Below are 23,130 nucleotides of genomic sequence, written 5' to 3' on the forward strand. Positions count from 1 at the left end.
GCCTGTTGGCTGCGCCCGGGGCAGGCCGCTCGGGCCGGTTTCCATCGATGACCGCCGTAGACCCAGGAAGACCAGGATGTCGGACACTCAAGCCGCAACTCCCGCGCAGGACGTATTGGACAAGGCCGTTGCCGAGGGCGGCGCCTACGAGGTGCTGCACAAGCGCCTGCTGGAGCAGGGCCAGCGCCTGCGGCAGACCGCCGAAAGGCTCAACGCCAGTCGCCTGGAGGAGTTCGGCGACAGCCAGATGGATGTGATCGGCCGGGTCCGCATCCGTACCGAGAACAACTGCATCGCCCGCGATATCGTCCAGGTCGGCGATTGCCTGCTGTTCGGCTACAACGTGTTCATCGGCCTGCGCAAGGAAACCGGCGTGGCCGACGTGTTCTCCCTCTACCGCCTGGTGGAGGGCAGCGAAGGCTACGAGGCGGAGCCTGTGCCACTGGGGGACAGCTTTCTCGCCGCGCCGGGCTTCGTCAACGACTTCAACGAGCTTTACACCTACTACAAGAACACCCGCCTGCTGCAACTGGCGATCCGCGACGGCAAGCTGCTGGCCAGCTTCCAGATCGGCGAGCGGATCACCGACATCCGCGTGTTCCGCTGGTCGATCTCCAGCGACGGCAGCGAAGTCCGCTACATCGACAACCGCGGCGAGCGCGACATCGCCTTGCCGGCACCGTTCGACTTCGAATGGCAGCGGGCTACCCGCGAGATGGTGGTGGAGGGCCGCTTCCCGCACCTGAACATCCTCGACACCCTGTTCGTCGAGACCATTGGCGGCGACCTGACCATCAAGGTCGAGAACAACACCGAGGTCGGCCTGGGCATCTATCGCGAAGAGGTGATGGACAAGACCCAGTCGCTGGACGACGCGCAAGTTGAGTTCGCCCGCCTCGGCAGCCTGCTGCTGCTCAAGGTCCTGCCCTATCGCGAGGAGCAGTGGCGCTACCTGGTGTTCAACAGCCTGACCGGCAAGGTCGAGCGCATCGACGCCATCGGCCTGGCCTGCATCCAGTTGCCGGAGGACCACGGGATCATCTTCCCCGGCGGCTACTACCTGCAGAACGGCGAGTACCGCACCTTCGAGCAATCCATGGAAGGCATGCGCTTCAAGCGCTCGGTACGCTCGCCCAACGGCGAGGACGTGCAGTACGTTTTCTACCATCCCGAGCAGGGGCGGAACGTGCTGCTCACCTACAACCTGATCAACCGCCAGTTGCAGAATCCGCTGTTCGGCCACGGCTACGCGCGCCTGGAGGACGGGCGCATGGTGATCTTCGCCGCCGAAGGCGAGGAACCGACCCGCATCCATCCGATGCAGGTCTGGCAGACGCCGTTCTGCACCGAGGAGTACGCGGCCCGCCAACCGGCGCGTAGCGGTTTTCTCGGGCGGATCGGCAATGCCGAGCTGGTGCGCGGCGTCTCCGACCTCTACGACTTGTGCCGGGAGATCGAGACCCCGGCGGTTTCGATCCAGCGCTACTCGCTGCTGTGCCAGAACACCCAGCGCCTGTTCGACGTCTACCACTGGCTCGGCAGCGACCAACTGGACGGCTTGGCGCCGCTGTTGCGCGAAGTGGCGGCGACCGCCGAGCTGGTGCTCGACGAGTACGAGAAGGTCGAAAGTATCCGCCGCCAGTCGGCCCAGGCGATGGTCGACGCGGAGGAGCGGCACAAGGCGCTGCTCTCCGGCTTGCTGCCCGACGGCTGGGACCGGGTGCAGCAGTTCGTCGACGGGCTCAACGGCATCACCGCCCAGCGTGGGTTGCTGCTGACCATCCGCGAGTACCGCTACATCGACGTGGCGCGACTCGACGCCATGGAGGCCGAACTGCTCGCGGCCCACGAGCGGGTGGCCGCCGCCACCGCGACCTTCCTCGCCAGCGAACAGGCCCTGCAGCCCTTGCTGGAGCGCCTGCAGAGCCTCGATGGCGAGGCGCAGAAAGCCGAGACCGTGGCCCAGCTCGGCGAGCCGCTGGCGGCCCTGGAGGCGATGGCCGGCGACCTCGACATGCTGTCCTCGCTGATGGCTTCGCTGCGCATCGACGACGCGACCCAGCGGACCCGCATCATCGAGTCGATCTCGGAGATCTACGCCCGCCTGAACCAGGCCAAGGCGCGCGCCGAGCAGCGGCGCAAGGGACTCGGTTCGAGCGAGACCGTGGCCCAGTTCGGCGCCCAGTTCAAACTCTTCGGCCAGGGCATCACCAACGCCCTGGCCCAGGCCCAGGACCCCGAGCGCTGCGACGAGCAACTGTCGCGCCTGCTGGTGCAACTGGAGGAACTGGAAAGCCAGTTCGGCGACCATGAGCAGTTCCTCGGCGACATCCTGGCCAAGCGCGAGGAGCTGCTGGAAACCTTCGAAGCGCACAAGCAGACCCTGCTCGACGAGCGCCAGCGCAAGGCCCAGGGACTGCTCGACGCCGCCCGGCGAATTCTCGACAGCCTGCAACGACGCACCGCGCGCTTCACCCAGGCGGAGGAACTGAACGCGTTCTTCGCCGCCGACCCGCTGATCCTCAAGTTGCGCGAACTGGCCGAACGTCTTCGCGAATTGAAGGACAGCGTCAAGGCCGACGACGTCGAGGCGCGCCTGAAGGCCGCGCGCGACCAGGCGGTCCGCGCATTGCGCGACAAGAGCGAGCTGTTCGAGGAGGGCGGCGACGTCATCCGCCTGGGCCCGCGCCACCGCTTCAGCGTCAACACCCAGGAACTCGACCTGACCCTGATGCCGCGCGGCGACGCGCTGTACCTGCACCTGACCGGCACCGATTTCCTCGAACCGCTGCAGGACCCGCGGCTCGATGAGTTGCGCGAGTTCTGGCAGGTGAACCTGGAATCCGAATCGGAGACGCTGTACCGCGCCGAATATCTCGCCGGCGAAGTGCTCGCCGCCGCCGACGCGGGCCGCGATGGCTTCAGCCTGGAGCGCTTGCAGGCGCTGCTGGCGCAGCCGGACGAGCTGGCGCGGGCGATCCGCGATTTCGCCGCACCGCGCTACAAGGAGGGCTACGAGAAAGGCATTCACGACCACGATGCGGCGGCGATCCTGGTTCGCCTGCTGCCGTTGCGCGAGAGCGCCGGACTGCTACGCTACGCACCCTCGGCGCGGGCCTTCGCCAGCCTGTTCTGGAGCCGCCGGCGCGAGGAGCGGGAAGTCGCCGGCTGGCCCGAGCGGGCACGCAGCAGCCGCAGCATCCAGCAGATGTTCGGTCGTGACGACGGCCTGCTCGCCCTTCGCGGCGAAGTGGCCGCGGCGATGCGTGCGCTGCTCGCCGAACAGCCCATCGCGCTGGACCCGCAGCATATCGACGAGGCGGCCGAGTACCTGGTCTGGGAATTGTCCGCCGAGCGTCCCGAATTCACCTTCAGCAAATATGCCCGGCAATTGCAGGAAGGACTCAAGCTGCGCCTGCAAGGCGCGCGTCTATGGGACGACTACCGGCAGACCCTGGAGCGTCTCGGCGAGCGGCCCGCCGCCCAGTGGGAACTGGCCGGCAACTGGCTGCGCGGACTATGTGGCGACGCCGAGTTCCAGCCGCTGGCGGCCTACCTGGACGAGGCGGTGGCGCTCTCGTTGCTGGACGAGGAGATGCCACGACGGATCACCGAGGTCGACCTGCGCTTCCAGGTCGACGGCCTGATGGGCGAGCATCCGCGCATCTTCGAACGCGGCCTGGCGCTGGCGGTGGACGACTTCTTCGGCCGCCTGCGTCGCCATCGCCAGCAATTCCTGCCGGGGCTGCGGCGCTACCAGGCGCTGCGCCAGGAGATCGTCGAACGCGAGCGCGAGGCATTGCGCCTGGCCGAGTTCAAGCCGCGACCGCTGTCCTCGTTCGTTCGCAACAAGCTGATCAATGACGTCTACCTGGGTGTCATCGGCGACAACCTGGCCAAGCAGATGGGGACGGTGGGCGAGAACAAGCGCACCGACCTGATGGGCCTGCTGATGCTGATCTCCCCGCCAGGCTACGGCAAGACCACCCTGATGGAGTACGTGGCGCATCGCCTGGGGCTGATCTTCATGAAGATCAACGGTCCTGCCCTCGGCCACGAGGTGCGCTCGCTCGACCCCGGGCAGGCGCCGGACGCGACTTCGCGGCAGGAACTGGAGAAGCTCAACCTGGCGCTGGAGATGGGCAACAACGTGATGCTCTATGTCGACGACATCCAGCACACCCATCCGGAGTTCCTGCAGAAGTTCATCTCCCTCTGCGACGGCACGCGCCGGGTGGAAGGGGTGTGGAAGGGCCGGACCAAGACCTACGACATGCGTGGGCGGAAGTTCTGCGTGGTGATGGCGGGCAACCCCTACACCGAGTCCGGCGAGGTCTTCCGCATTCCCGACATGCTCGCCAACCGCGCCGACATCTACAACCTCGGCGACACCCTCAGCGGCATGCAGGAGGCGTTCTCCCTCAGCTACATCGAGAACGCCCTGACCTCCAACCCGGTTCTCGCGCCGCTGGCCACCCGCGACATGGCCGACGTCTATCGCTTCGTCGCCAAGGCCGAGGGCAAGCCGTTCTCCAGCAACGAGCTGGCCCACGGCTACAGCGGTGCCGAGATCAACGAGATCAGCAGCACCCTGCAACGCCTCATGCAGGTGCGCGACGTGGTGCTCAAGGTCAACCAGCAGTACATCGCCAGCGCCGCCCAGGCCGACCAGTACCGCAGCGAGCCGCCGTTCAAGCTGCAGGGCAGCTACCGCAACATGAACAAGATGGCGGAGAAGATCTCCGCGGTGATGAACGATGCCGAGCTGCTGCAACTGATCGCCGACCACTACCAGGGCGAGTCGCAACTGCTGACCACCGGAGCCGAGGAGAACCTGCTGAAGCTCGCCGAACTGCGCGGCAACCAGAGCCCCGAGCAGGCCGAGCGCTGGGCGCAGATCAAGCGTGACTTCCTGCGCAACAAGTCCATGGGCGGCAGCGACGCCGACGTCGGCGGACGGCTGGTTGCGCAGCTCAACGACCTTGTGGAAAGCGTCCGTGGCCTGGCTCGCGAACCCCAGCCGGTACAACCGGCGCCCTGGGACGAGTTGTTGGCTGGATTGCGCCAGCTCGGCCAGGGCGCGCCGGCGCTGAACGTCGAGGTGACGGCGCCTGCGCAGCCGGGCGTGCAGCAGGTGCTGGAGAGCCTTGCCGCCTGCCTGCAGGACAGTTTCCTGCCGCTGATCAAGGTGATGGACCGCAAGATCGACGTCGACCTGCGCACGCACAACCGCATCAACGAGATATCCAGCCGCCTCGACGAACTGGGCCGGTTGCTGGGCGGCGAGCAGAGGCCGCTGGAGAACGATCAACCCTGAGGACACGAGGAGCGGGAAATGGACTTCGACGGATTGGACCGCCAGCTGCGCGACAGCCTGGCCGACCTGAAGCTGAGCAACGAGGAACGGGACGAACTACGCCAACTGGGCAGCGAGCTGGCGCCCGACCAGGTGCGTTTCCTGCGCAACCGTGCCTTCGACCTGGTGCGTGAGCTGGTCCTCGTGGAGGAGCAGGGCGAACGGATAGCCGCCCTGAAGTGGCTGGAGCAGGTGGTGCGCACCCTGGAGGTTACCGCGGCGCCGCCGCGCAGCCGCGCCAGCGCCTATTTCAGTCCCGGCGAGGAGTGTCGGCGGAAGATCCGCGAGCTGTGCCGGCAGGCCAGGCAGAGCCTGGACATCTGCGTGTTCACCATCTCCGACGACCAGCTCAGTGCGGAAATCCTGGCCTGCCATCGGCGCGGTGTTCCGGTGCGGATCATCAGCGACGATGACAAGCAGTTCGACGAAGGCAGCGACATCCATGCGCTGCGCGAGGCCGGCGTACCGCTGCGAATCGACGACAGTCCCTTCCACATGCACCACAAGTTCGCCCTGGTGGATGGCGCCTGGCTGCTCAACGGCAGTTTCAACTGGACCCGCAGCGCCAGCGTCAACAACGAAGAGAACCTGCTGGTAACCGACGACGCCGTGCTGATCGGCGCCTATCGGCGAGAGTTCGAGGAACTCTGGGGCCGCTACGCCCCGCGCTGAGCGGCAGCGACGCGAGAAAGGCAGGGCAGGCGGTCGGCCGGCGGACCGCACGCGGGCGGGTTTCAGGTTAGACTTGCGCCCTTTCGCTTCCCACGCCGGTATTCCCATGGCCCTGCAATCCACGCCCTATAAAGCCGATATTTCCCTCACCGACCTGGACCGCGGGGTCTACGAGACGTTGCGCCTGACCGTGGCCCGGCACCCCTCCGAGACCGAGGAGCGCCTGGCCGTGCGCTTGCTGGCCTACGTGCTCTGGTACGGCGAGCAGATCGCCTTCGGGCGTGGCCTGTCGGACGTGGACGAACCGGCGCTCTGGGAAAAGAGCCTGGACGGCCGGGTCCTGCACTGGATCGAAGTCGGCCAGCCGGACGCCGAGCGCATCACCTGGTGCTCGCGTCGCTGCGAGCGCTTCAGCCTGCTCGCCTATGGCAACCTGCGGGTCTGGCAGACCAAGGTGCTGGACAGCGTGCGCAGCCTGAAGAACATCAACGTCGCGGCAGTGCCCCAGGAACCCCTGGAGAGCCTGTCCCGCGACCTGCCGCGTTCGATCAACTGGACCGTGATGATCAGCGAGGGCACCCTGTTCGTCACCGACGAGAACGGCCAGCACGAGTTGCAGCTGGAGTGGCTGCAGGGCGAGCGTTGATCGCCGCCGCCGTTTCCTTCCGTCGAGCCGAACGAGTGACCTGATGCGTATCGAACCCCGCCCCCTGCCCGAAACCCTGCCCGATCTCGGCGACCTTCCGCCATTGCTGGCGCGCCTGTACGCGGCTCGTGGCGTGCGTTGCGCCGAGGAGCTGGACAAGGGCCTGGCGCGGCTGATTCCCTACCAGCGGCTGAAAGGCATCGAGGAGGGCGTGGCGCTGCTGGTGGACGCCCTGGAGGGCGGCCAGCGGATTCTCATCGTCGGCGACTTCGACGCCGACGGCGCCACCGCCAGCAGCGTCGGCGTGCTGGCCCTGCGCATGCTCGGCGCGGCCTGGGTCGATTACCTGGTGCCGAACCGCTTCGAGTACGGCTACGGCCTGACCCCGGAGATCGTCGGCGTGGCCCTGGAGAAGCGTCCCGACCTGCTGGTGACGGTGGACAACGGCATCTCCAGCGTGGACGGCGTCCAGGCGGCGAAAGCCGCGGGGCTCAAGGTGCTGGTCACCGACCACCACCTGCCTGGCCCGGAACTGCCGGCGGCGGATGCGATCATCAACCCCAACCAGCCGGGCTGCGAATTCCCCAGCAAGGCCATGGCCGGGGTCGGGGTGATCTTCTATGTGATGCTGGCGTTGCGGGCGCGCCTGCGCGAGTTGGACTGGTTCGCCCGGCGCGGGCTGAAGGAACCGAACCTCGCCGAGCTGCTCGACCTGGTGGCGCTGGGCAGCGTCGCCGATGTGGTGCCGCTCGATGCCAACAACCGCATCCTGGTCCACCAGGGCCTCGCGCGCATCCGCGCCGGCCGCGCCCGGCCGGGCTTGCGCGCGCTGCTGGAGGTGGCCGGGCGGCCTCCGGTACGGATCACCTCCACCGACCTGGGTTTCATCCTCGGTCCGCGCCTGAACGCGGCGGGTCGGCTCGACGACATGTCCCTCGGCATCGAATGCCTGCTCTGCGACGACGAAGCGCTGGCCCGCGACATGGCGGTGCAGCTCGACCAGTTGAACCAGGACCGCAAGGCCATCGAGCAGGGTATGCAGCGCGAGGCGCTGGCGCAGCTCAAGGAGCTGAGCCTGGAGCAACTGCCGTTCGGCTTGTGCCTGTTCGACGCCGACTGGCACCAGGGCGTGATCGGAATCCTCGCCTCGCGCCTGAAGGAGCGTTACCACCGGCCGACCATCGCCTTCGCCGATGCCGGCGACGGCAGCCTGAAAGGCTCGGCACGGTCGATTCCCGGCTTCCACATCCGCGACGCGCTGGACGCGGTAGCCGCCCGTCATCCCGGGCTGATCAGCAAGTTCGGCGGCCACGCGATGGCTGCCGGACTATCGTTGCCGCAGGAAAACTTCGGCGCTTTCTCCGCCGCCTTCGATGCCGAAGTACGCCGCCAACTGGCCGAGGAGGACCTGGCCGGGCGCCTGCTCTCCGATGGCCAGTTGAGCATCCAGGAGTTCCACCTGGAGCTGGCGCGCGCGTTGCGCCAGGCCGGTCCCTGGGGCCAGCACTTTCCCGAGCCGATGTTCCACGGGGTGTTCCAGCTGGTGCAGCAGCGGATCGTCGGCGAGCGTCACCTGAAGCTGGTGCTGAAAAGCGAATGCGGCTCGCTGCAACTGGATGGCATTGCCTTCAACATCGACCGCGAGCAGTGGCCCAACCCTACCGTGCGCTGGGCCGAGCTGGCCTACAAGCTCGACGTCAACGAATTCCGCGGCCAGGAAAGCGTGCAACTGATGATCGTCCACATGGCTCCTCGCTGAACGCGCCACGGGGCCACGGGCAACCTAGCTGCCCCCTGCTTTTCTGTTAGCTATTCCAGCGAAAACATACAGATTTCCGGCGAAATCAAGGCTACCTGCCAGTTCTGGCAGGTTTGGCCGCGGGTTCTTTTTGGTACACGAAAGCACCGTCGAAAACGGGACCGAGCCAGGGGAGTGCAGTTCCTTCTACCCGAAGGACTGATACGGCTGTTCCGATCAGCCCACAAGGCGGCGGTAAGCGTCGGCCGAGTACTTCGGCCTGAAAAAACCAGGAGAACTGAACAAGATGAAGAAGGTTTCTACGCTTGACCTGTTGTTCGTTGCGATCATGGGTGTTTCGCCGGCCGCTTTTGCCGCCGACCTGATCGACGTGTCCAAACTCCCCAGCAAGGCTGCCCAGGGCGCGCCCGGCCCAGTCACCTTGCAAGCCGCGGTCGGCGCTGGCGGTGCCGACGAACTGAAAGCGATCCGCAGCACGACCCTGCCCAACGGCAAGCAGGTCACCCGCTACGAGCAATTCCACAACGGCGTACGGGTGGTCGGCGAAGCCATCACCGAAGTCAAGGGTCCCGGCAAGAGCGTGGCGGCGCAGCGCAGCGGCCATTTCGTCGCCAACATCGCCGCCGACCTGCCGGGCAGCACCACCGCGGCGGTATCCGCCGAGCAGGTGCTGGCCCAGGCCAAGAGCCTGAAGGCCCAGGGCCGCAAGACCGAGAATGACAAAGTGGAACTGGTGATCCGCCTGGGCGAGAACAACATCGCCCAACTGGTCTACAACGTCTCCTACCTGATTCCCGGCGAGGGACTGTCGCGGCCGCATTTCGTCATCGACGCCAAGACCGGCGAAGTGCTCGATCAGTGGGAAGGCCTGGCCCACGCCGAGGCGGGCGGCCCCGGCGGCAACCAGAAGATCGGCAAGTACACCTACGGTAGCGACTACGGTCCGCTGATCGTCAACGACCGCTGCGAGATGGACGACGGCAACGTCATCACCGTCGACATGAACAGCAGCACCGACGACAGCAAGACCACGCCGTTCCGCTTCGCCTGCCCGACCAACACCTACAAGCAGGTCAACGGCGCCTATTCGCCGCTGAACGACGCGCATTTCTTCGGCGGCGTGGTGTTCAAACTGTACCGGGACTGGTTCGGCACCAGCCCGCTGACCCACAAGCTGTACATGAAGGTGCACTACGGGCGCAGCGTGGAGAACGCCTACTGGGACGGCACGGCGATGCTCTTCGGCGACGGCGCCACCATGTTCTATCCGCTGGTGTCGCTGGACGTGGCGGCCCACGAGGTCAGCCACGGCTTCACCGAGCAGAACTCCGGGCTGATCTACCGCGGGCAATCAGGCGGAATGAACGAAGCTTTCTCCGACATGGCCGGCGAGGCTGCCGAGTTCTATATGCGCGGCAAGAACGACTTCCTGATCGGCTACGACATCAAGAAGGGCAGCGGTGCGCTGCGCTACATGGACCAGCCCAGCCGCGACGGGCGATCCATCGACAACGCGTCGCAGTACTACAACGGCATCGACGTGCACCACTCCAGCGGCGTGTACAACCGTGCGTTCTACCTGTTGGCCAATTCGCCGGGCTGGGATACCCGCAAGGCCTTCGAGGTGTTCGTCGACGCCAACCGCTACTACTGGACCGCCACCAGCAACTACAACAGCGGCGCCTGCGGGGTGATTCGCTCGGCGCAGAACCGCAACTACTCGGCGGCTGACGTCACCCGGGCGTTCAGCACCGTCGGCGTGACCTGCCCGAGCGCGTTGTAAGCTCGGTGGTCCCGGCTGGCACTCCAGGAAGGAATGCCGGTCGGGGTCGCTCAAGCCGTCTTCCGCCAGGAGGGCGGCTGCTTTATGTCGCTTGGGCCGTTGGCCTCCGCGAACCCGGTCTAAAGTTCAGGTGTGAGCTTTATTCCAAGACCGACCGGGAGTCCTGCCATGAGTCTGCTGTTCGAGCCTCTTAGCCTGCGTCAAATCACCTTGCCCAACCGCATCGCCGTATCGCCCATGTGCCAGTACTCGGCGCAGGAGGGCCTGGCCAACGACTGGCATCTCGTGCACCTGGGCAGCCGCGCGGTGGGCGGCGCCGGCCTGGTGATAGTCGAAGCCACCGCGGTGTTGCCCGAGGGGCGCATCACCGCTGACGACCTCGGCATCTGGAGCGACGCGCATGTCGAGCCGTTGCATCGCATCACCCGTTTCATCGAGTCCCAGGGCGCGGTCGCCGGGGTCCAGCTGGCCCACGCCGGGCGCAAGGCGAGTACCTGGCGGCCGTGGCTGGGCAAGCACGGCAGCGTGCCGATCGGCGACGGCGGCTGGATACCGGTGGCGCCGTCGGCGATCCCGTTCGATCCCCAGCACACGACCCCCGAGGCCCTGAGCGAGGCGCAGATCGAGGCGCTGGTGCAGGCCTTCGTACGCGCCGCCGAGCGCTCCCTGGCTGCCGGCTTCAAGGTCGCGGAGGTGCATGCGGCCCACGGCTACCTGTTGCATCAGTTCCTCTCGCCGCTGTCGAACCAGCGTCGCGACCAGTACGGCGGCTGCTTCGAGAACCGCATCCGCCTGCTTCTGCAGGTCACCGCCGCGGTGCGCAAGGCCTGGCCGCAAGAGTTGCCGCTATTCGTGCGGCTGTCCGCCACCGACTGGGTGGAGGATGGCTGGAACCCCGACGAGACCGTGGAACTGGCCCGGCGCCTGAAGGACCTAGGCGTGGACCTGATCGACGTGTCTTCCGGCGGTACCGCGGCGAATGCGGAAATCCCGGTAGGACCGGGCTACCAGACCGAGTTCGCCGAACGGGTGAAGAAGGAGGCCGGCATCGCCAGCGGCACGGTGGGCATGATCACCGAGCCTGTGCAGGCCGAGCATATCCTGCGCACCGGTCAGGCCGACCTGATCCTGCTTGCCCGTGAACTGCTGCGCGATCCGTACTGGCCGTTGCACGCCGCCGACGAACTGCGCAACGAGCAGATGCCCTGGCCGCCGCAGTACCTGCGAGCCGCTCATCGCAGCACGCCGCCGCGCAAATCCCTGGAAATGCAGTGAGCCGTCGGGGCCGTCGGCGCGGCGAGGCGCTGGCGGCCCACCTGATGGAAACCTTTGCCGACCTTGGCGGTCTGCCTGGCATCAGGAAATCAACCTGAGCGTTTCGTGGGAGATATTGCGTAATGGCAATATGATGTTATTCTCCCGCGACGTTCGCTCCGGACCGCACTTCGAGAAAGGATGCTCGCATGCACGCCAACGCCGGTTCTCCCCACGCCTCCCTGCCTGACAGCGATGTCGCCCTGCTGGCCAATATCCTGGTCCTGGCGACACGCAACATGAACAACATGACCACCATGCTGGCGCACCTTTCGGTGGAGCTCAGCCAGAGCGAAGAGCCACGCCTGCAACGGGTCGGTCATCGGGTCCTGAACGAACTCTCGGAGCTGGGGGCCGCCCTGGAGACCCAGTGGGACCTGATCGGCGCGCTGGCGCGTTTCTCACCCCTGCTCGAACGTACCCTGCCGCGCCAGGAACCCCTGGTCACCGAGATCCACCTCACCGAACTGCCGGGCCAGGCGCTGCCGCCCTCCGCCTGATCGGCGCGTCGCTCAGCCCTGCGCGGGGCGCTGCGACAGGTGTTCCAGGTAGCAGGCGATGATGTCCACCGACAGCTTGAGGCGGGTTTCCAGCAGCGCCATGGTCGGCTGGAAGTCGGCCACGCTGAGGGCCTTGAGGAACAGGTCGGCCTTGAGCATCTCGAGAAACTGGCAGGCCACCGCGTAGAGCGTTTCCTCGTCCATGTGAGGAGCGACCGCGGCCAGTCGCTCGCTGAGCAGCAGATAGCTCTGCTGCGGCCCCTGCTCGTAGAAGGACTTGCCGATCGCCGGAAACCGCGGGGATTCCGCCACCACCAGGCGATAGAGGCTCTGGCAGCGGGGATCGAGCAGGCTGGTGAGAAAGCGCCGGCCGAAATGCTCGAGGGTGGCGCTCAGCGTGGCGGCGGGGCGCGGCTGATCGGCGCTGTCGTCGAAGATTTCCTCGATCATGTGGGCGATCACCGCGGCGAACAGGCCCTCCTTGCCGCCGAAGGAGCTGTACAGGGTCCCCCGTGAACCACCGGCCCGTTCTATCACCATGTCCAGGGTGGTGCCTTCGAAACCGTGTTCGAGAAAGGCCTGGGTAGCGGCGTCGAGCATGGCGCGGCGGCGTTGCCTGCCGCGTTCGGTCAGACGGGGAGAAGCATCGTTCATGAGCGGTATCGGGCCTCGCGGGGTGGCGGTCGGAAGGTGCGCATGGTGGGCCGTCGGGACGGTCCGTTCAAGCCTCCAGGCGGTTTGCTGAGAGCGTTTCTCGTTAGGGTTGACGCTGGTCATTTAAGAACTGTATCGTACAGTACTGTTTTGGCAAGCACTTCCGCTCATTCCTCCGCCTTGCCTCCCCGCAGGAGTCCCCCCATGAATGCCCCCGCTAAGAGCCTGTTGGATATCGATGCCTTTCCCTTGGTCCAGGTCCGCGAGATGCCCCGCGAGCTGGCCGATGTCGAGCGCTGGTTGGAGGAGGTCGAAGCGCTGCTGGCCGTCGAGCGCGATTTCGCCCTGGTCTATCCGCCGCTCCCGCAGGAAGAAGCTGAAGGCGACCAGCAGGCGCGCAAGCGCCTGGTGTTGTGGCTCAAGGAAAATCGCCAGCGCTTCGTCGAGCATTGCCGGGGCATCCTGCTCAGTGCCAACGGCCAGCCGGACAACCTCGCCGACCTGCAGCAACTGGCGCCGGTGCTGCAGGCTGTCTACGGCCCGCCGGTGAGCGTGGCGCCGGACCTGGCGTCCGCCCGCGGCATGGCGAAGGCACTGCTGAGCGGGCCGGCGACGGGGATGAACTGGTGACGCCGCCATGTCCCTGAACACTCCGCGCAACAAACCGTCCCGCACCGAGACCGAAGCTGTCGCTGCCAGCTCGGGACGATCCGCCGTCGGCCGGCGGGATTACACCGAGCAGCTGCGCCGGGCAGCCCGGCGCAATGCCTGGGACCTCTACGGCGAGCACTTCTACTGAGCGGGCGTGCCGGATTGCCATTGGTGCGGGCGATGGAACACATCGTTTGATTCCTGGGCTCTTTACCTCAAGTTAACTTGAGCTATCAGAATCCGCGCAGAGCGTCTGGCGATCTTGCCGGGCGCCACTCCATGCCCGGAGGCAACGATGGATAGCCCGTCCACTCTCGCTCGTCCGCACCCCCAGGCCAGCCCGCGATGGCTGGCAGTTGCCAATGTGATCTTCGCCGGCATCGCCGCTGCCCTGCATGTCGGCAAGGCGACCATCGCCCTGCCGTCGCTGCAACGGAGCTTCGGCGGCGACCTCGCCGCGCTGAGCTGGATCATGTCCGCCTTTCCGTTCGTCGGCGTATTCGGCGGCATCGCCGCCGGCCTCCTGGTGCGTTGTTGGGGAGATCGCCGGCTGCTGACCGTTGGGCTGGCGATTCTCGGCGGGGCGAGCCTGCTCGGTGCGTCGATGCAGGACTTCGCCTGGTTGCTTGCCACTCGCTTCGTCGAAGGGCTCGGTTTCCTCATCGTGGTAGTGGCGGCGCCCGCCGTGTTGCACAGGATCACCAGCGAGACGCGGCGCAGCGTGGTGTTCGGTCTGTGGAGCACCTTCATGGCAGGCGGAATCGCCCTCTCGATGCTGTTCGGGCCGCTGCTCGCGGACTGGCGTGCCGACTGGCAACTGAGCGCACTGCTGGTACTGGTCGCGGCGCTGCTGCTGCCGCTCAGCGTCCCTGCCGACGATGGGTGCAGGGCGGCAGGCGTGAGGCCGGCCGGTCTTGGCGCGTTGCTCAAGGTTCCGGCGATCACCCTGCTGGCGCTCGGCTTCACCACCTACAACCTGCAGTTCTTCGCCCTGATGACGTTCCTCCCCGTGTTCCTCATGCAGCGCCTGGGCGTCGCCCTGGAGACTGCGGGACTCATCGGCGCGGCCATCGTCGCGGCGAACGCCCTGGGCAATGTCGCGGCGGGCTTCATCCTTTCCCGCGGCATACGTCCCGGCGCCTTGCTGGCGAGCACCGCGATCCTGATGGGACTCACCGGTGCGGCGTTCTTCCATGCCGCGACGCCGGGACTCCTGGCGATTGCGCTGGGGTTCGTCTTCTCGGCGGTCGCCGGCATGCTTCCCACCACCGTGCTGGCGACCGCGCCGCTGGCCTCGCCCGCGCCTTCGCTGACGCCACTGGCCATCGGCTGGGTAATGCAGGGCAACTACCTGGGGCAGGTGATCGGCCCCTTGCTGATCGGCCTGATCGTCAGCCGTTTCGACTGGTCGGGCGCGATCGGCCTGATGCTGGTCGCGGGCGCGGCGGGGGCCGTCCTGGGGTTCTGCCTGCTGCGTGCGCTGGACGGCCTGCCTCGCGCCATTGCCACGGGTTCCGCGGCTCGCCCCGCGGATTAGAAGAGAAACCGGCTTCGTGCAGGGCGGGTAGCCGAGCGACTATTCGTCCTGCGCATTGGTTCGGCACGGGCGGCCAGAGGCCGCCGCCGTCCCTCGGCTCAGTCGTCGCGGGTGAGCACTTCCAGCAGTTCGATCTCGAACAGCAGGTTGGAGTGGGGCTTGATGTGCGCGCCGACCTGCCGTTCGCCGTAGGCCAGGTGGGAAGGGACGAACAGCCGTCGCTTGCCACCGACCTTCATGCCCATCAGGCCCTGGTCCCAACCCTTGATCACTCGTCCGGTGCCGATCACGCACTGGAATGGCCGGCCGCGCTCGTAGGAGGAGTCGAACAGCGTGCCGTCTTCCAGGGTGCCCTTGTACTGGGTGGTGATCAGCGCACCCTTCTCTACCTCCTTGCCGTCGCCCAGGAGGAGGTCTTCGATCTGCAGTCGGTCGTTCATGGGGCGGTACCTGCGCGGTTTGCGGAAAGCCGCGATTCTGCCAGCAAGCGCGCCGCCTGTCGCCGAGCCGACGGATCAGGGCATTGCCAGGCGGTCCGCGGCACGGGCATCATGCCCGCGCCTTTCCGTCGGGAAGGCTACCGCGTTCCGCGATGTCGCGCGCATCGCGGCTGGACACATATCTCAGGGATCATACGAGAACATATCCGCATGCAAAGACTGTCGCGTATCGGCCGCAACACCCTCGCCGTCTCCGTTTCCACCTTGCTCCTCAGCGCCTGCAACCAGGGCGACGATGCGCCGAAGCCTGCGGCGGTCGCGCCGCAACCGGCCGCACCGAGCATGGCTGCACTGAGCATCCCGCTATGCCTCAACGGCCAGTGCGCGGTGATCGACCAGGACGCCAAGCTGCTCGTGCCGTTCGACAACGACTACGACAATATCGTCGCCAGCGCCTACCAGGGCACCCTGATGGCGGCGCGCGAGGAGCGCTGGAACCTGATCCAGGCGAAGGACGGCAAGGTGTTGCGCGACGATATCGGCGAAGCCCTGTCGCTGCTCACCCCCAACCTCTATGGCTTCGTCCGCGATGGCAAGTACGGCGTGGTCGACGGCCAGGGCAAGGAAGTCCAGGCGCCGCGTTTCGACGACATCTACCCCAACAGTGCCAACGAATTCATCATCTACGAGATCGATGGCAAGCGCGGCATCCTCGATGCCAAGGGCAAGCAGCTCACCGAGGCGCTCTACGACACCACCCTGGTCAACGGCAGCGTCGCCGAACACGGCGGCTTGATCAGCGCCGAGCGTGGCGAGGAGAAGTGGATCATCAACCTCGCTACCGGCGAACAGAAGGCCGTGGCCTACGAGAGCCTGGGCGACCTCCACGACGGCGTGATGAGCGCCAGCGTCATCGGCAAGGGCTCCCAACTGGTGGATGCCAAGGGCGACGTGGTCGGTGACGGCAAGAGCTACGATTACCTGGGCACCCCGGCCAACGGCCTGGTCGCGTTCCGCGAGAAGTACGACAGCCCCTGTGGCTACCTCGACTACCAGGGCAAGGTGGCGATCGCCGCCCAGTTCGCCGGTTGCGGCGCCTTCGGCAAGCAGGGCGGGCTGGCCCAGCAGCGCATGGAAGATGGCTCGTCGGGCAAGTACGGCCTGATCGATCGCAGCGGCGCCTGGAAGGTGCAGCCGCAGTACGATTCGGCCGACAGCGCCGGCCTCACCGCGCTTGGCTACACCGTCGACGTGCCCGGCCTGGCTGCCGTCGGCGTGAGCACCGGCCTGTTCAGCGCCGACTTCGGCATCTTCAACCTCGACGAAGGCAGCGAGTGGGTGAAGCCGGGTTATGCGCAGATCGGCGCGCTGGGCAACGACCTGTTCGTCGTGGCGAAGAAGGGCGGGCCGCAGAAGACCGTCAGCTTCATGGGTTCGGAAAGCCAGGTGCCGGTGGTGGGCCTGATGGACCGCAGCGGCAAGATGCTGCTGGAGCCGGGCGAACTGATCAGCATCCAGTCTGCGTATGACGGTCGTTTCCTGGAAGGTCTCGACGGTATGGACAACGCTGCCCACACCGTGTTGCTCGATCGCCAGGGACGCACGCTGGTTCCAGCGCTCTGGCAGAAGCTGGAGGTGAATCCGCAGCAGGGTTACATCCTGGGCTACGAAGTCAGCGGCACTGGCGACGAGGCGACGGAAACCTTGCGCGCACTGTACGACCTGAACGGCAAGCCGCGCTTCACCGTGGCCACCACCGATTGCGGCGCCGAACAGTTGCTCGACGGCAATGGCAAGGCGATCTGGCCGCAGGACCCGACCCCGTATTGCCAGTCGGACGACGAGCAGGACGACGAAGGCGAGCCGGAGCAGGAGCCGGCGCCCGTCGAAGAGAGCGAGGAAACCAGCGAGAGCTGAGTTCCCCGAGCGCGTCCGTCCCTTGCGGCGGGCGCGCGGTTCCGCTGTTTCGCCGTGGCTGCTGGCCACGGTCTCCCCTCACTGGCGGTGCCAGAAGTCCGAATACTCCTCTAACGGGTAGCGCTCGCCGTCATAGCGCAGCGTGCGCTTCACCGTGCGCAAGGGTTTGCCGTTCTCCGTTTCGCCGTCGCTGACCCGCGAGGTGATGACCAGGTCGGCAAAGCCGTTGGAGCGTCCGCGGCCGAGTTCCAGGGTCAGGTGCGAGACTTCCTGTTCGAACCCGGGCTCGGCGGAGCAGACCGAGCCTTTCAGCGTCCTCCACTGGTCCAGGTAGGTATTGAGCACCGGCCGCAGCTTGCCTTCGCCGGCCGGCACCACCAGGGTCAGCAGGTTGTCGAAGCCGGCTTCCGGACAACTGGCGCCACGCGCCACGCTATGGAATACCACGCCGAAGGCGCGCACCGTCGGGCTCAGGCGATAGCGCGCGGTGTCCAGCCAGAGGCTGTCGCTGCCGACGGCGACGGAGGCGTCTTCTTCGAAGTCGCTGTCGTAGCGTTCGAGCAGCCTGCCGCTGCGGCTGTCGGCCTTGGCCAATAGCAGATGCGGGTGGCGTTCGCCTTCCACGGCGGTGTCGCCCGGATCCAGGTAGGCCATGGCGATCACCGTCTGCGCGGGGTCGTCCGGCCAGGGCTTGCAGGCCACGGCGAGGAACGGACCGGAAGATTCGTACGAAGGGGCTATCCAGCCATCGTGGCCGACCTGCCTGGCTACGGCGTCAAGCAGTCGCGACGCGCAGGGCTGCGGTTCGCGGGCTTCGGCCTGGCTGGCGAGTCCCAGCAGCAGGAGGTAGAGTCGGGCGGAGAGGCGGCGGTTACGGTCCATGTGAAAAGAGTCCTTTGGTGGAGGCGGGCACGGAAGACGCCCGGCGCTGCGGGACATTCTAGCGGCTGCGCGGACCTTGCGAAGCGGGCTGGCGGGGCGGACATATCGCGGCCGCGCTGCTCAGGCCAGGCCGTTTTCCCGGATGTAGATAAAGAGTCCGGCATTGCTGTCCAGGCCAAGCTTGCGCATGGCGCTGCTCTTTTGCGCGCTGATGGTCTGCTTGCTGCGGCACAGTCGGATGGCGATTTCCCCGACCGCCAGGCCGCTGCCGTACAGGCGCAGCACTTCCACTTCGCGCGGGGTGAGTTGTTCGAGGCTGGCCAGCGGCTTGCCGTGCTCGGCTTCGCCCACTTCCAGCAGGTGTGCGATGGAGCGCGAGATGAATGGTCGACGGCCGGCGTGGCGGATTGCCTTGGGCAGATCGTCGAGCATGCCGCGTTTGCTCACCAGGCCGTGAATGCCCAGCTTGAGCAGGGATGAAACGAGTGCCGGGTTGCCGAGCATGGTGACGACGATGATCGGCAGGTCCGGATAGCGCCGCCGGACCTTCTGCACCAGGCGCAAGCCGTCGGCCTGCTGGCTGCCGGGCATCATCAGGTCGGTGATCAGCAGGTCGCAGGGGTGCGCTTCGAGCTGCGCCAGCAAGCCATCGGCGTCCTGGGCCTGGGCGACGATCCGCAGGTCGTCGTACGCACTCAGCAGATAGCGCATGCCGATCAGGGTGAGGGCGTGGTCGTCGACGAGGATGACGCGTGTTTTCATGAAATCGAACCCGATCGAGGTGGGGGTTTCCGCAGCGGCTACCGGCAACGCCGGCAGGCGGATAATCCGCCAGGAGGCAGCTCCGGACGGGCTCGAATTCTAGCGATGGTGTCTGTCGGTTTAATCAGGACTTTTCTGAATGCTAGTAGGAAATTTCCTATGTGTTTTCCCTAGGTTATTTCGAGGGGAGGCCGAGAAACATAGGGTCTTTGAACGGCTTTCGTGGAGTAGGGGTTGAAATCGCTGTCAGTACATTTCTGTCAGTCTTGCTGGACATCGGAAGGGCGCGACGGCAGCGCGGGTTCCGCTGCCGTCGCCGTCCTTCAACCCAGTTCGCGGACTGCCCGCACCGCCTGGTCGATGGCGGCATGGGCGTAGGCATCCCAGGCCGCATCCGAGTTGGCGATGGCGACATTGCCGACCTTGCTTCGCGCCAGTTCCATCAGCGCTTCGCTTTCCGCCTCGTCGTCGTAGAGGGTATTCATGAAGTAGGAGTAGCCGTGCGACCAGCGGTTCACGGTGATGCCGGTGATGTCGCGGCGGTGGTCGAAGCCCGCCGGGCCGAGCATGGCCTGGAGCTGGTCGCGGATGTCCTTTTCCAGTTGCTCGAAGCTCATCGCGTAGAGCTTGCTGCGGCCTACGCGAGCCTGGGTGCGGGCGTCCATGCCGGCGTTCGGGGTGGTCGGCACGTAGACCATGTGCACGCCGATCGGCTGCCGCGGGTCGCGTGGATGCCGGTAGCTGCCGAGGTCGACCGGGAAGTCCAGCTTGATCCGCGAGTAGGGCAGGGTCGGCGCGTAGATCTCGTGGATGCCGAGGGTCTTCCAGGCCTGCCAGTTGCGCAGCAATACCTTGGTGTACACCAGCGGGAACTTGACGTTCTGGCTCAGCGCGTGGGCCTGCTCCTCGGAGAGGTCGCGCAGCAGGTACGGCACCATCATGTTGTAGCAGGCCATCACGCAGTGCTTGCCGCGTACCCGGTGCAGGCGGCCGGCGCGGCTGTAGCCGACATCGACGCCGCCGGCGCGGTTGCGCACGCTGACGGCGGTGCTGTTCAGGCGCAGGCGCACCGGGTGCCCGGCGAGGTCCAGCTTCGAGTAGTCGAAGCGGGCCATGACGATGTCCTCCATGCCTCGGCCTGGCGCCACCGCGGGGATCAGGTCGCGCACCATGAGCCGAGCCAGCGAGGCGTTGCCGTCGGGGAAATGGTAGATGTACGGCTCGTCCATTTCCGCCTGGGCCTCCTCGCTGGGTTGCGGCAGGCCGAGGGCGTCGAAGCCGGGGAAGCCGGCGGCGTATGCGTCGGCCGCCGGCAGGGCGTCGGCGCCGAGGGCAGAGAAGTCGTTGCTGCGGCCCTGGAAGTACTTCACCGAGGTTTCCGAGAGCCCGACGTTCTTGAGCAGGTAGTCGCGGTAGCTGGTCTTCGCCAGGTAGGTTTCCTTCTCTTCCACGCTCTTGCCGGCAAGATAGTCGCGAGGTGACTCGTACAGCGCGATGAGCGCCTCCCGGTCTTCGCGGCTCAGCGGGAAGTCGCCGATGAAGGCGCGCCAGGAGCGGGCATTGAGACGATCGCGGGGGACCTCGTCGGCAACCATCGGCGTCGGGTCGCCGCTGACCAGCTTGTCCACGCCGAAGCTGGCCTTGTCGAAGAACACCGCGCGGGACAGGCCCAGGCCGGGGTAGAAGTCGGTGTCGAAGGCTGTCTCGAAGCGCTTGAGCTCGACGCCCAGGCGTTTCAGCAGGTGTTTGGCGTCTTCGCTATAGAGGGCGTTCGGCGATTGCAGCGACTCGCTGCCGCCGTAGCCGAGGATAGTGCGCCCGCCGGCCTGGAATTCGTTGCGCTTGGCATGGCCGCCGAAGTCGTCGTGGTTCTCGATGACCAGGATGCGCGCCGCGGGGTGCCGTTCGCGATAGAACCAGGCGGCGGCGAGGCCGCTGATGCCGCCGCCGACCACCACCAGGTCGTATTCCTCTTCGATCGGCAGGTGGTCGACATCGAAGGTCTTCTTCTCCCAGCCCATCTGGTGTGCGACTTCGAAGGCGCCCGGATGGCTACCGCGCAGGCCGGTGAGCGCGGGCGGATAGTAGCGGCCGCCGGGGGCGGCGCGGAGGATCTCGGCGGGGGTCAGGCCTGCGGCGATGGTCAGGGCTACGCCGTTCAGGAAGTCGCGGCGGGAGATGGTCATGGGAAGTCCTTTGCGAGGCAGTGGGTGGCTCGGGGGAGCCATGTTCACAGATTGCTGTTGCGAATGCGCGCGGAGCGGCTGGCGTCGGACGCCGACCCGCAGTCGCGGGCGGGCGCGGAGTTTAGAGGGCCATGCCGGCGCGTCGAAGGGCTTTCTGCTGGCACTAGGCCTCTATCTGGAGAAATGTGACATGTGTCGCGCTTTGCCACGGTGTCCGGGGAGGCCGGCAATATCTCGAAGCAAACTCCCGGCGGGCAGCGCGGACGCGAAGGGCTAGAGTCGGTCGAATCCGGTTGTTACCGAACGTCCTGGAGGTTCCTCATGAATACCCGTGGTTTGCTCGACCAATTGCTCAAGTCCGGGCAGGAAATGTTGCAGAACAAGTCCGGCGGCAAGCCTGGCGCCAGCGGCGGCGGACAGCTCGGCAGCCTGCTTTCCGGCGCCGGCGGCGGAGCCCTGGCGGCCGGCGCCATCGGCCTGCTGCTGGGAAACAAGAAGGCGCGCAAGTTCGGCGGCAAGGCGATCACCTACGGCGGCCTCGCCGCGCTCGGGGTGATCGCCTACAAGGCCTACAACAACTGGCAGCAGCAACAGAACGGCGCCGCGCCGCAGGCGCAGCCGCAGACCGTCGACCGCCTGCCGGAAGCCCAGGCCGAAGTGCATAGCCACGCGATCCTCCAGGCCATCGTCGGTGCGGCCAAGGCCGACGGCCACATCGACGAGCGCGAACGGCAGATGATCGAAGGCGAGGTGGCCAAGCTGACCAGCGACCGCGAGGTGCAGGGCTGGCTGGAGCGCGAGCTGAACAAGCCGCTGGACCCGGCCGAGATCGCCCGTGCCGCGAGCACCCCGGAGATCGCCGCCGAGATGTACCTGGCCAGCCTGCTGATGGTCGACGAGGAAAGCTTCATGGAGCGCTCCTACCTCGAGGAGCTGGCGCGGCAGCTGCGCCTGGAGCCCTCGTTCAAGCTGGAGCTGGAGAACCAGGCCAGACAGGCGCTGCAACGCCTGGCCTGAGACGGCGGAGTGTCGTTCCGCGGATAACCGCCGCCATCAGGGCGGCGGCGTTGCCGAAGGGCCGAGCAGAACCTCTCGCTCGCGCTGGCACAGCTCCAGCAGGAAGTCCCAGACCACCCGCAGGCGCACCGAGCGGTGCAGCTCCCGCCGAGTGCTCATCCAGTACTCGCGCTGGATGCTTTCCTCGGGCAGCACCGGTACCAGCAACGGATCGCGGCTACCCATGAAGTGCGGCAGGATCGCCAGGCCGATGCCGGCCTGTGCCGCCTGCTGCTGGGCGACCACGCTGGTGCTGCGGAACACGACCTGCGGGTGGCGGCAGAAACTGTGGTGGAACATCAGTTCCTGGCTGAACAGCAGGTCGTCGACGTAGCCGATCCACTGGTGCCTGCCGAGGTCGTCGCGGTCGCGCAGCGGCGGCGCCTGTTCCAGGTAGGCGGGGCTGGCGAACAACGCCAGGCGATAGCGGGTCAGCAGGCGGGTGATCACCAGGTCGGCGCTCGGCCGGTCGAGGGAGATGGCGATGTCCGCTTCGCGGTTGGTGATGCTGACGAAGCGCGGCACCGAGACCAGCTCGACCTCCAGGCCCGGGTAGTGGCGCATCAATTGCGCCAGGCGCGGAGCGAGGAAGACGCTGCCGAGGCCTTCGGTGACGCCGATGCGGATCTGCCCCAGCGGCGAGATGCTCTGGCTCATTTCTTCCTGGGCGAGCAGCGCGGTGTTCTCCATCGCCTCGGCGTGCTTGAGCAGCGCCTGGCCGGCCGGAGTCAACTGGTAGCCGCCGGTGTGCTGGGCGAACAGTTGGGTGCCGAGGTCGCGCTCGATGTTCTCGATGTGCCGGGCCACCGTGGCGTGAGTGGTGCCGAGACGCTTGGCGGCGGTCAGCAGGCGACCGCTGCGCTGCAACTCGAGGAAGAAACGCAGGTCATTCCAGTCGAACATGGGGAGCGCCTTCTGCCGGGCCGAGGGGGGGCTGTTAGAAAACGAACAATAGCTGCCCCGAAACGTTTGTTTTTTTATCGCGAATGAACGACTAGCCTCAAGCCGTTCGAGA

18 protein-coding genes are annotated in these 23,130 nt (G+C 66.4%); 12 read left to right on the forward strand and 6 right to left on the reverse strand.

Going from position 1 to position 23,130, the window contains the following annotated elements; genetic code table 11:
- Nucleotides 1-76: 76 nt before the first annotated feature.
- The 7 genes from LJF27_RS05030 (at nt 77) to LJF27_RS05060 (ending at nt 12,030) form a co-directional block, all read left to right on the forward strand.
- Nucleotides 77-5,317, forward strand: a complete 5,241-nt coding sequence (locus LJF27_RS05030; RefSeq protein ID WP_003143198.1) for a DNA repair ATPase — start codon at nt 77-79, stop codon at nt 5,315-5,317.
- A gap of 18 nt (nt 5,318-5,335) precedes the next feature.
- On the forward strand, nt 5,336-6,028 hold the full coding sequence (locus LJF27_RS05035; RefSeq protein ID WP_023090384.1) for a phospholipase D-like domain-containing protein: 693 nt from the start codon (nt 5,336-5,338) through the stop codon (nt 6,026-6,028).
- 106 nt (nt 6,029-6,134) lie between these two features.
- The gene (locus tag LJF27_RS05040; protein ID WP_003092594.1) at nt 6,135-6,674 is read left to right on the forward strand and encodes a YaeQ family protein; all 540 of its coding nucleotides are present in this window, start codon (nt 6,135-6,137) and stop codon (nt 6,672-6,674) included.
- A 43-nt stretch (nt 6,675-6,717) separates the two neighbouring features.
- Nucleotides 6,718-8,433, forward strand: coding sequence for a single-stranded-DNA-specific exonuclease RecJ (gene recJ / locus LJF27_RS05045; RefSeq protein ID WP_003100681.1), 1,716 nt, complete (start codon nt 6,718-6,720; stop codon nt 8,431-8,433).
- Between the two features lie 286 nt (nt 8,434-8,719).
- The gene (gene lasB, locus LJF27_RS05050; protein ID WP_003113835.1) at nt 8,720-10,216 is read left to right on the forward strand and encodes a M4 family elastase LasB; all 1,497 of its coding nucleotides are present in this window, start codon (nt 8,720-8,722) and stop codon (nt 10,214-10,216) included.
- 168 nt (nt 10,217-10,384) lie between these two features.
- Entirely contained in the window at nt 10,385-11,491 is a 1,107-nt protein-coding gene (locus LJF27_RS05055; protein ID WP_003100683.1) for an NADH:flavin oxidoreductase/NADH oxidase, read from the forward strand.
- Nucleotides 11,492-11,679: 188 nt separating this feature from the next.
- Nucleotides 11,680-12,030: a hypothetical protein gene (locus tag LJF27_RS05060; protein ID WP_003100685.1), complete on the forward strand. Its 351-nt coding sequence runs from the start codon at nt 11,680-11,682 to the stop codon at nt 12,028-12,030.
- Between the two features lie 12 nt (nt 12,031-12,042).
- Here LJF27_RS05060 and nalC read toward each other — a convergent pair whose 3' ends face one another.
- Entirely contained in the window at nt 12,043-12,684 is a 642-nt protein-coding gene (nalC, locus tag LJF27_RS05065) for an efflux system transcriptional repressor NalC (RefSeq protein WP_003109635.1), read from the reverse strand.
- A 204-nt stretch (nt 12,685-12,888) separates the two neighbouring features.
- On the opposite strand from nalC, the gene LJF27_RS05070 reads away from it, so the two are divergent.
- The 3 genes from LJF27_RS05070 to LJF27_RS05080 all read left to right on the forward strand — a co-directional run bounded on the left by LJF27_RS05070 (nt 12,889) and on the right by LJF27_RS05080 (nt 14,872).
- Complete coding sequence (locus tag LJF27_RS05070) at nt 12,889-13,314, forward strand: hypothetical protein (RefSeq protein ID WP_003143203.1); 426 nt, start codon at nt 12,889-12,891, stop codon at nt 13,312-13,314.
- Between the two features lie 7 nt (nt 13,315-13,321).
- On the forward strand, nt 13,322-13,483 hold the full coding sequence (gene armR / locus LJF27_RS05075; protein ID WP_003100689.1) for a MexR antirepressor ArmR: 162 nt from the start codon (nt 13,322-13,324) through the stop codon (nt 13,481-13,483).
- Nucleotides 13,484-13,630: 147 nt separating this feature from the next.
- Entirely contained in the window at nt 13,631-14,872 is a 1,242-nt protein-coding gene (locus LJF27_RS05080; protein ID WP_003143206.1) for a CynX/NimT family MFS transporter, read from the forward strand.
- Between the two features lie 98 nt (nt 14,873-14,970).
- On the opposite strand, the gene LJF27_RS05085 is transcribed toward LJF27_RS05080, so the two are convergent.
- Complete coding sequence (locus LJF27_RS05085) at nt 14,971-15,312, reverse strand: FKBP-type peptidyl-prolyl cis-trans isomerase (RefSeq protein ID WP_003119325.1); 342 nt, start codon at nt 15,310-15,312, stop codon at nt 14,971-14,973.
- A 210-nt stretch (nt 15,313-15,522) separates the two neighbouring features.
- Here LJF27_RS05085 and LJF27_RS05090 point away from each other — a divergent pair, with 210 nt between their 5' ends.
- The gene (locus LJF27_RS05090) at nt 15,523-17,229 is read left to right on the forward strand and encodes a WG repeat-containing protein (protein ID WP_003100693.1); all 1,707 of its coding nucleotides are present in this window, start codon (nt 15,523-15,525) and stop codon (nt 17,227-17,229) included.
- A 78-nt stretch (nt 17,230-17,307) separates the two neighbouring features.
- Here LJF27_RS05090 and LJF27_RS05095 read toward each other — a convergent pair whose 3' ends face one another.
- From LJF27_RS05095 to LJF27_RS05105, 3 genes are all read right to left on the reverse strand, one after another.
- A complete protein-coding gene (locus tag LJF27_RS05095) occupies nt 17,308-18,111 on the reverse strand; it encodes a hypothetical protein (RefSeq protein WP_023117126.1) in 804 nt (267 codons plus the stop codon).
- 120 nt (nt 18,112-18,231) lie between these two features.
- On the reverse strand, nt 18,232-18,873 hold the full coding sequence (locus LJF27_RS05100; RefSeq protein ID WP_003092560.1) for a response regulator transcription factor: 642 nt from the start codon (nt 18,871-18,873) through the stop codon (nt 18,232-18,234).
- A 323-nt stretch (nt 18,874-19,196) separates the two neighbouring features.
- Nucleotides 19,197-21,059, reverse strand: a complete 1,863-nt coding sequence (locus tag LJF27_RS05105) for an NAD(P)/FAD-dependent oxidoreductase (RefSeq protein WP_003113842.1) — start codon at nt 21,057-21,059, stop codon at nt 19,197-19,199.
- A 321-nt stretch (nt 21,060-21,380) separates the two neighbouring features.
- On the opposite strand from LJF27_RS05105, the gene LJF27_RS05110 reads away from it, so the two are divergent.
- Nucleotides 21,381-22,076 (forward strand): tellurite resistance TerB family protein, encoded by a 696-nt coding sequence (locus LJF27_RS05110; protein ID WP_003106298.1) that lies wholly within the window; start codon nt 21,381-21,383, stop codon nt 22,074-22,076.
- Between the two features lie 36 nt (nt 22,077-22,112).
- Here the strand turns inward: LJF27_RS05110 and LJF27_RS05115 are convergent, their stop codons facing one another.
- Nucleotides 22,113-23,018, reverse strand: coding sequence for a LysR family transcriptional regulator (locus tag LJF27_RS05115; protein WP_003092552.1), 906 nt, complete (start codon nt 23,016-23,018; stop codon nt 22,113-22,115).
- Between the last annotated feature and the right edge of the window lie 112 nt (nt 23,019-23,130).

The organism is Pseudomonas sp. 203-8, assembly GCF_020708595.1.
Classification (GTDB): Bacteria; Pseudomonadota; Gammaproteobacteria; order Pseudomonadales; family Pseudomonadaceae; genus Pseudomonas; species Pseudomonas aeruginosa.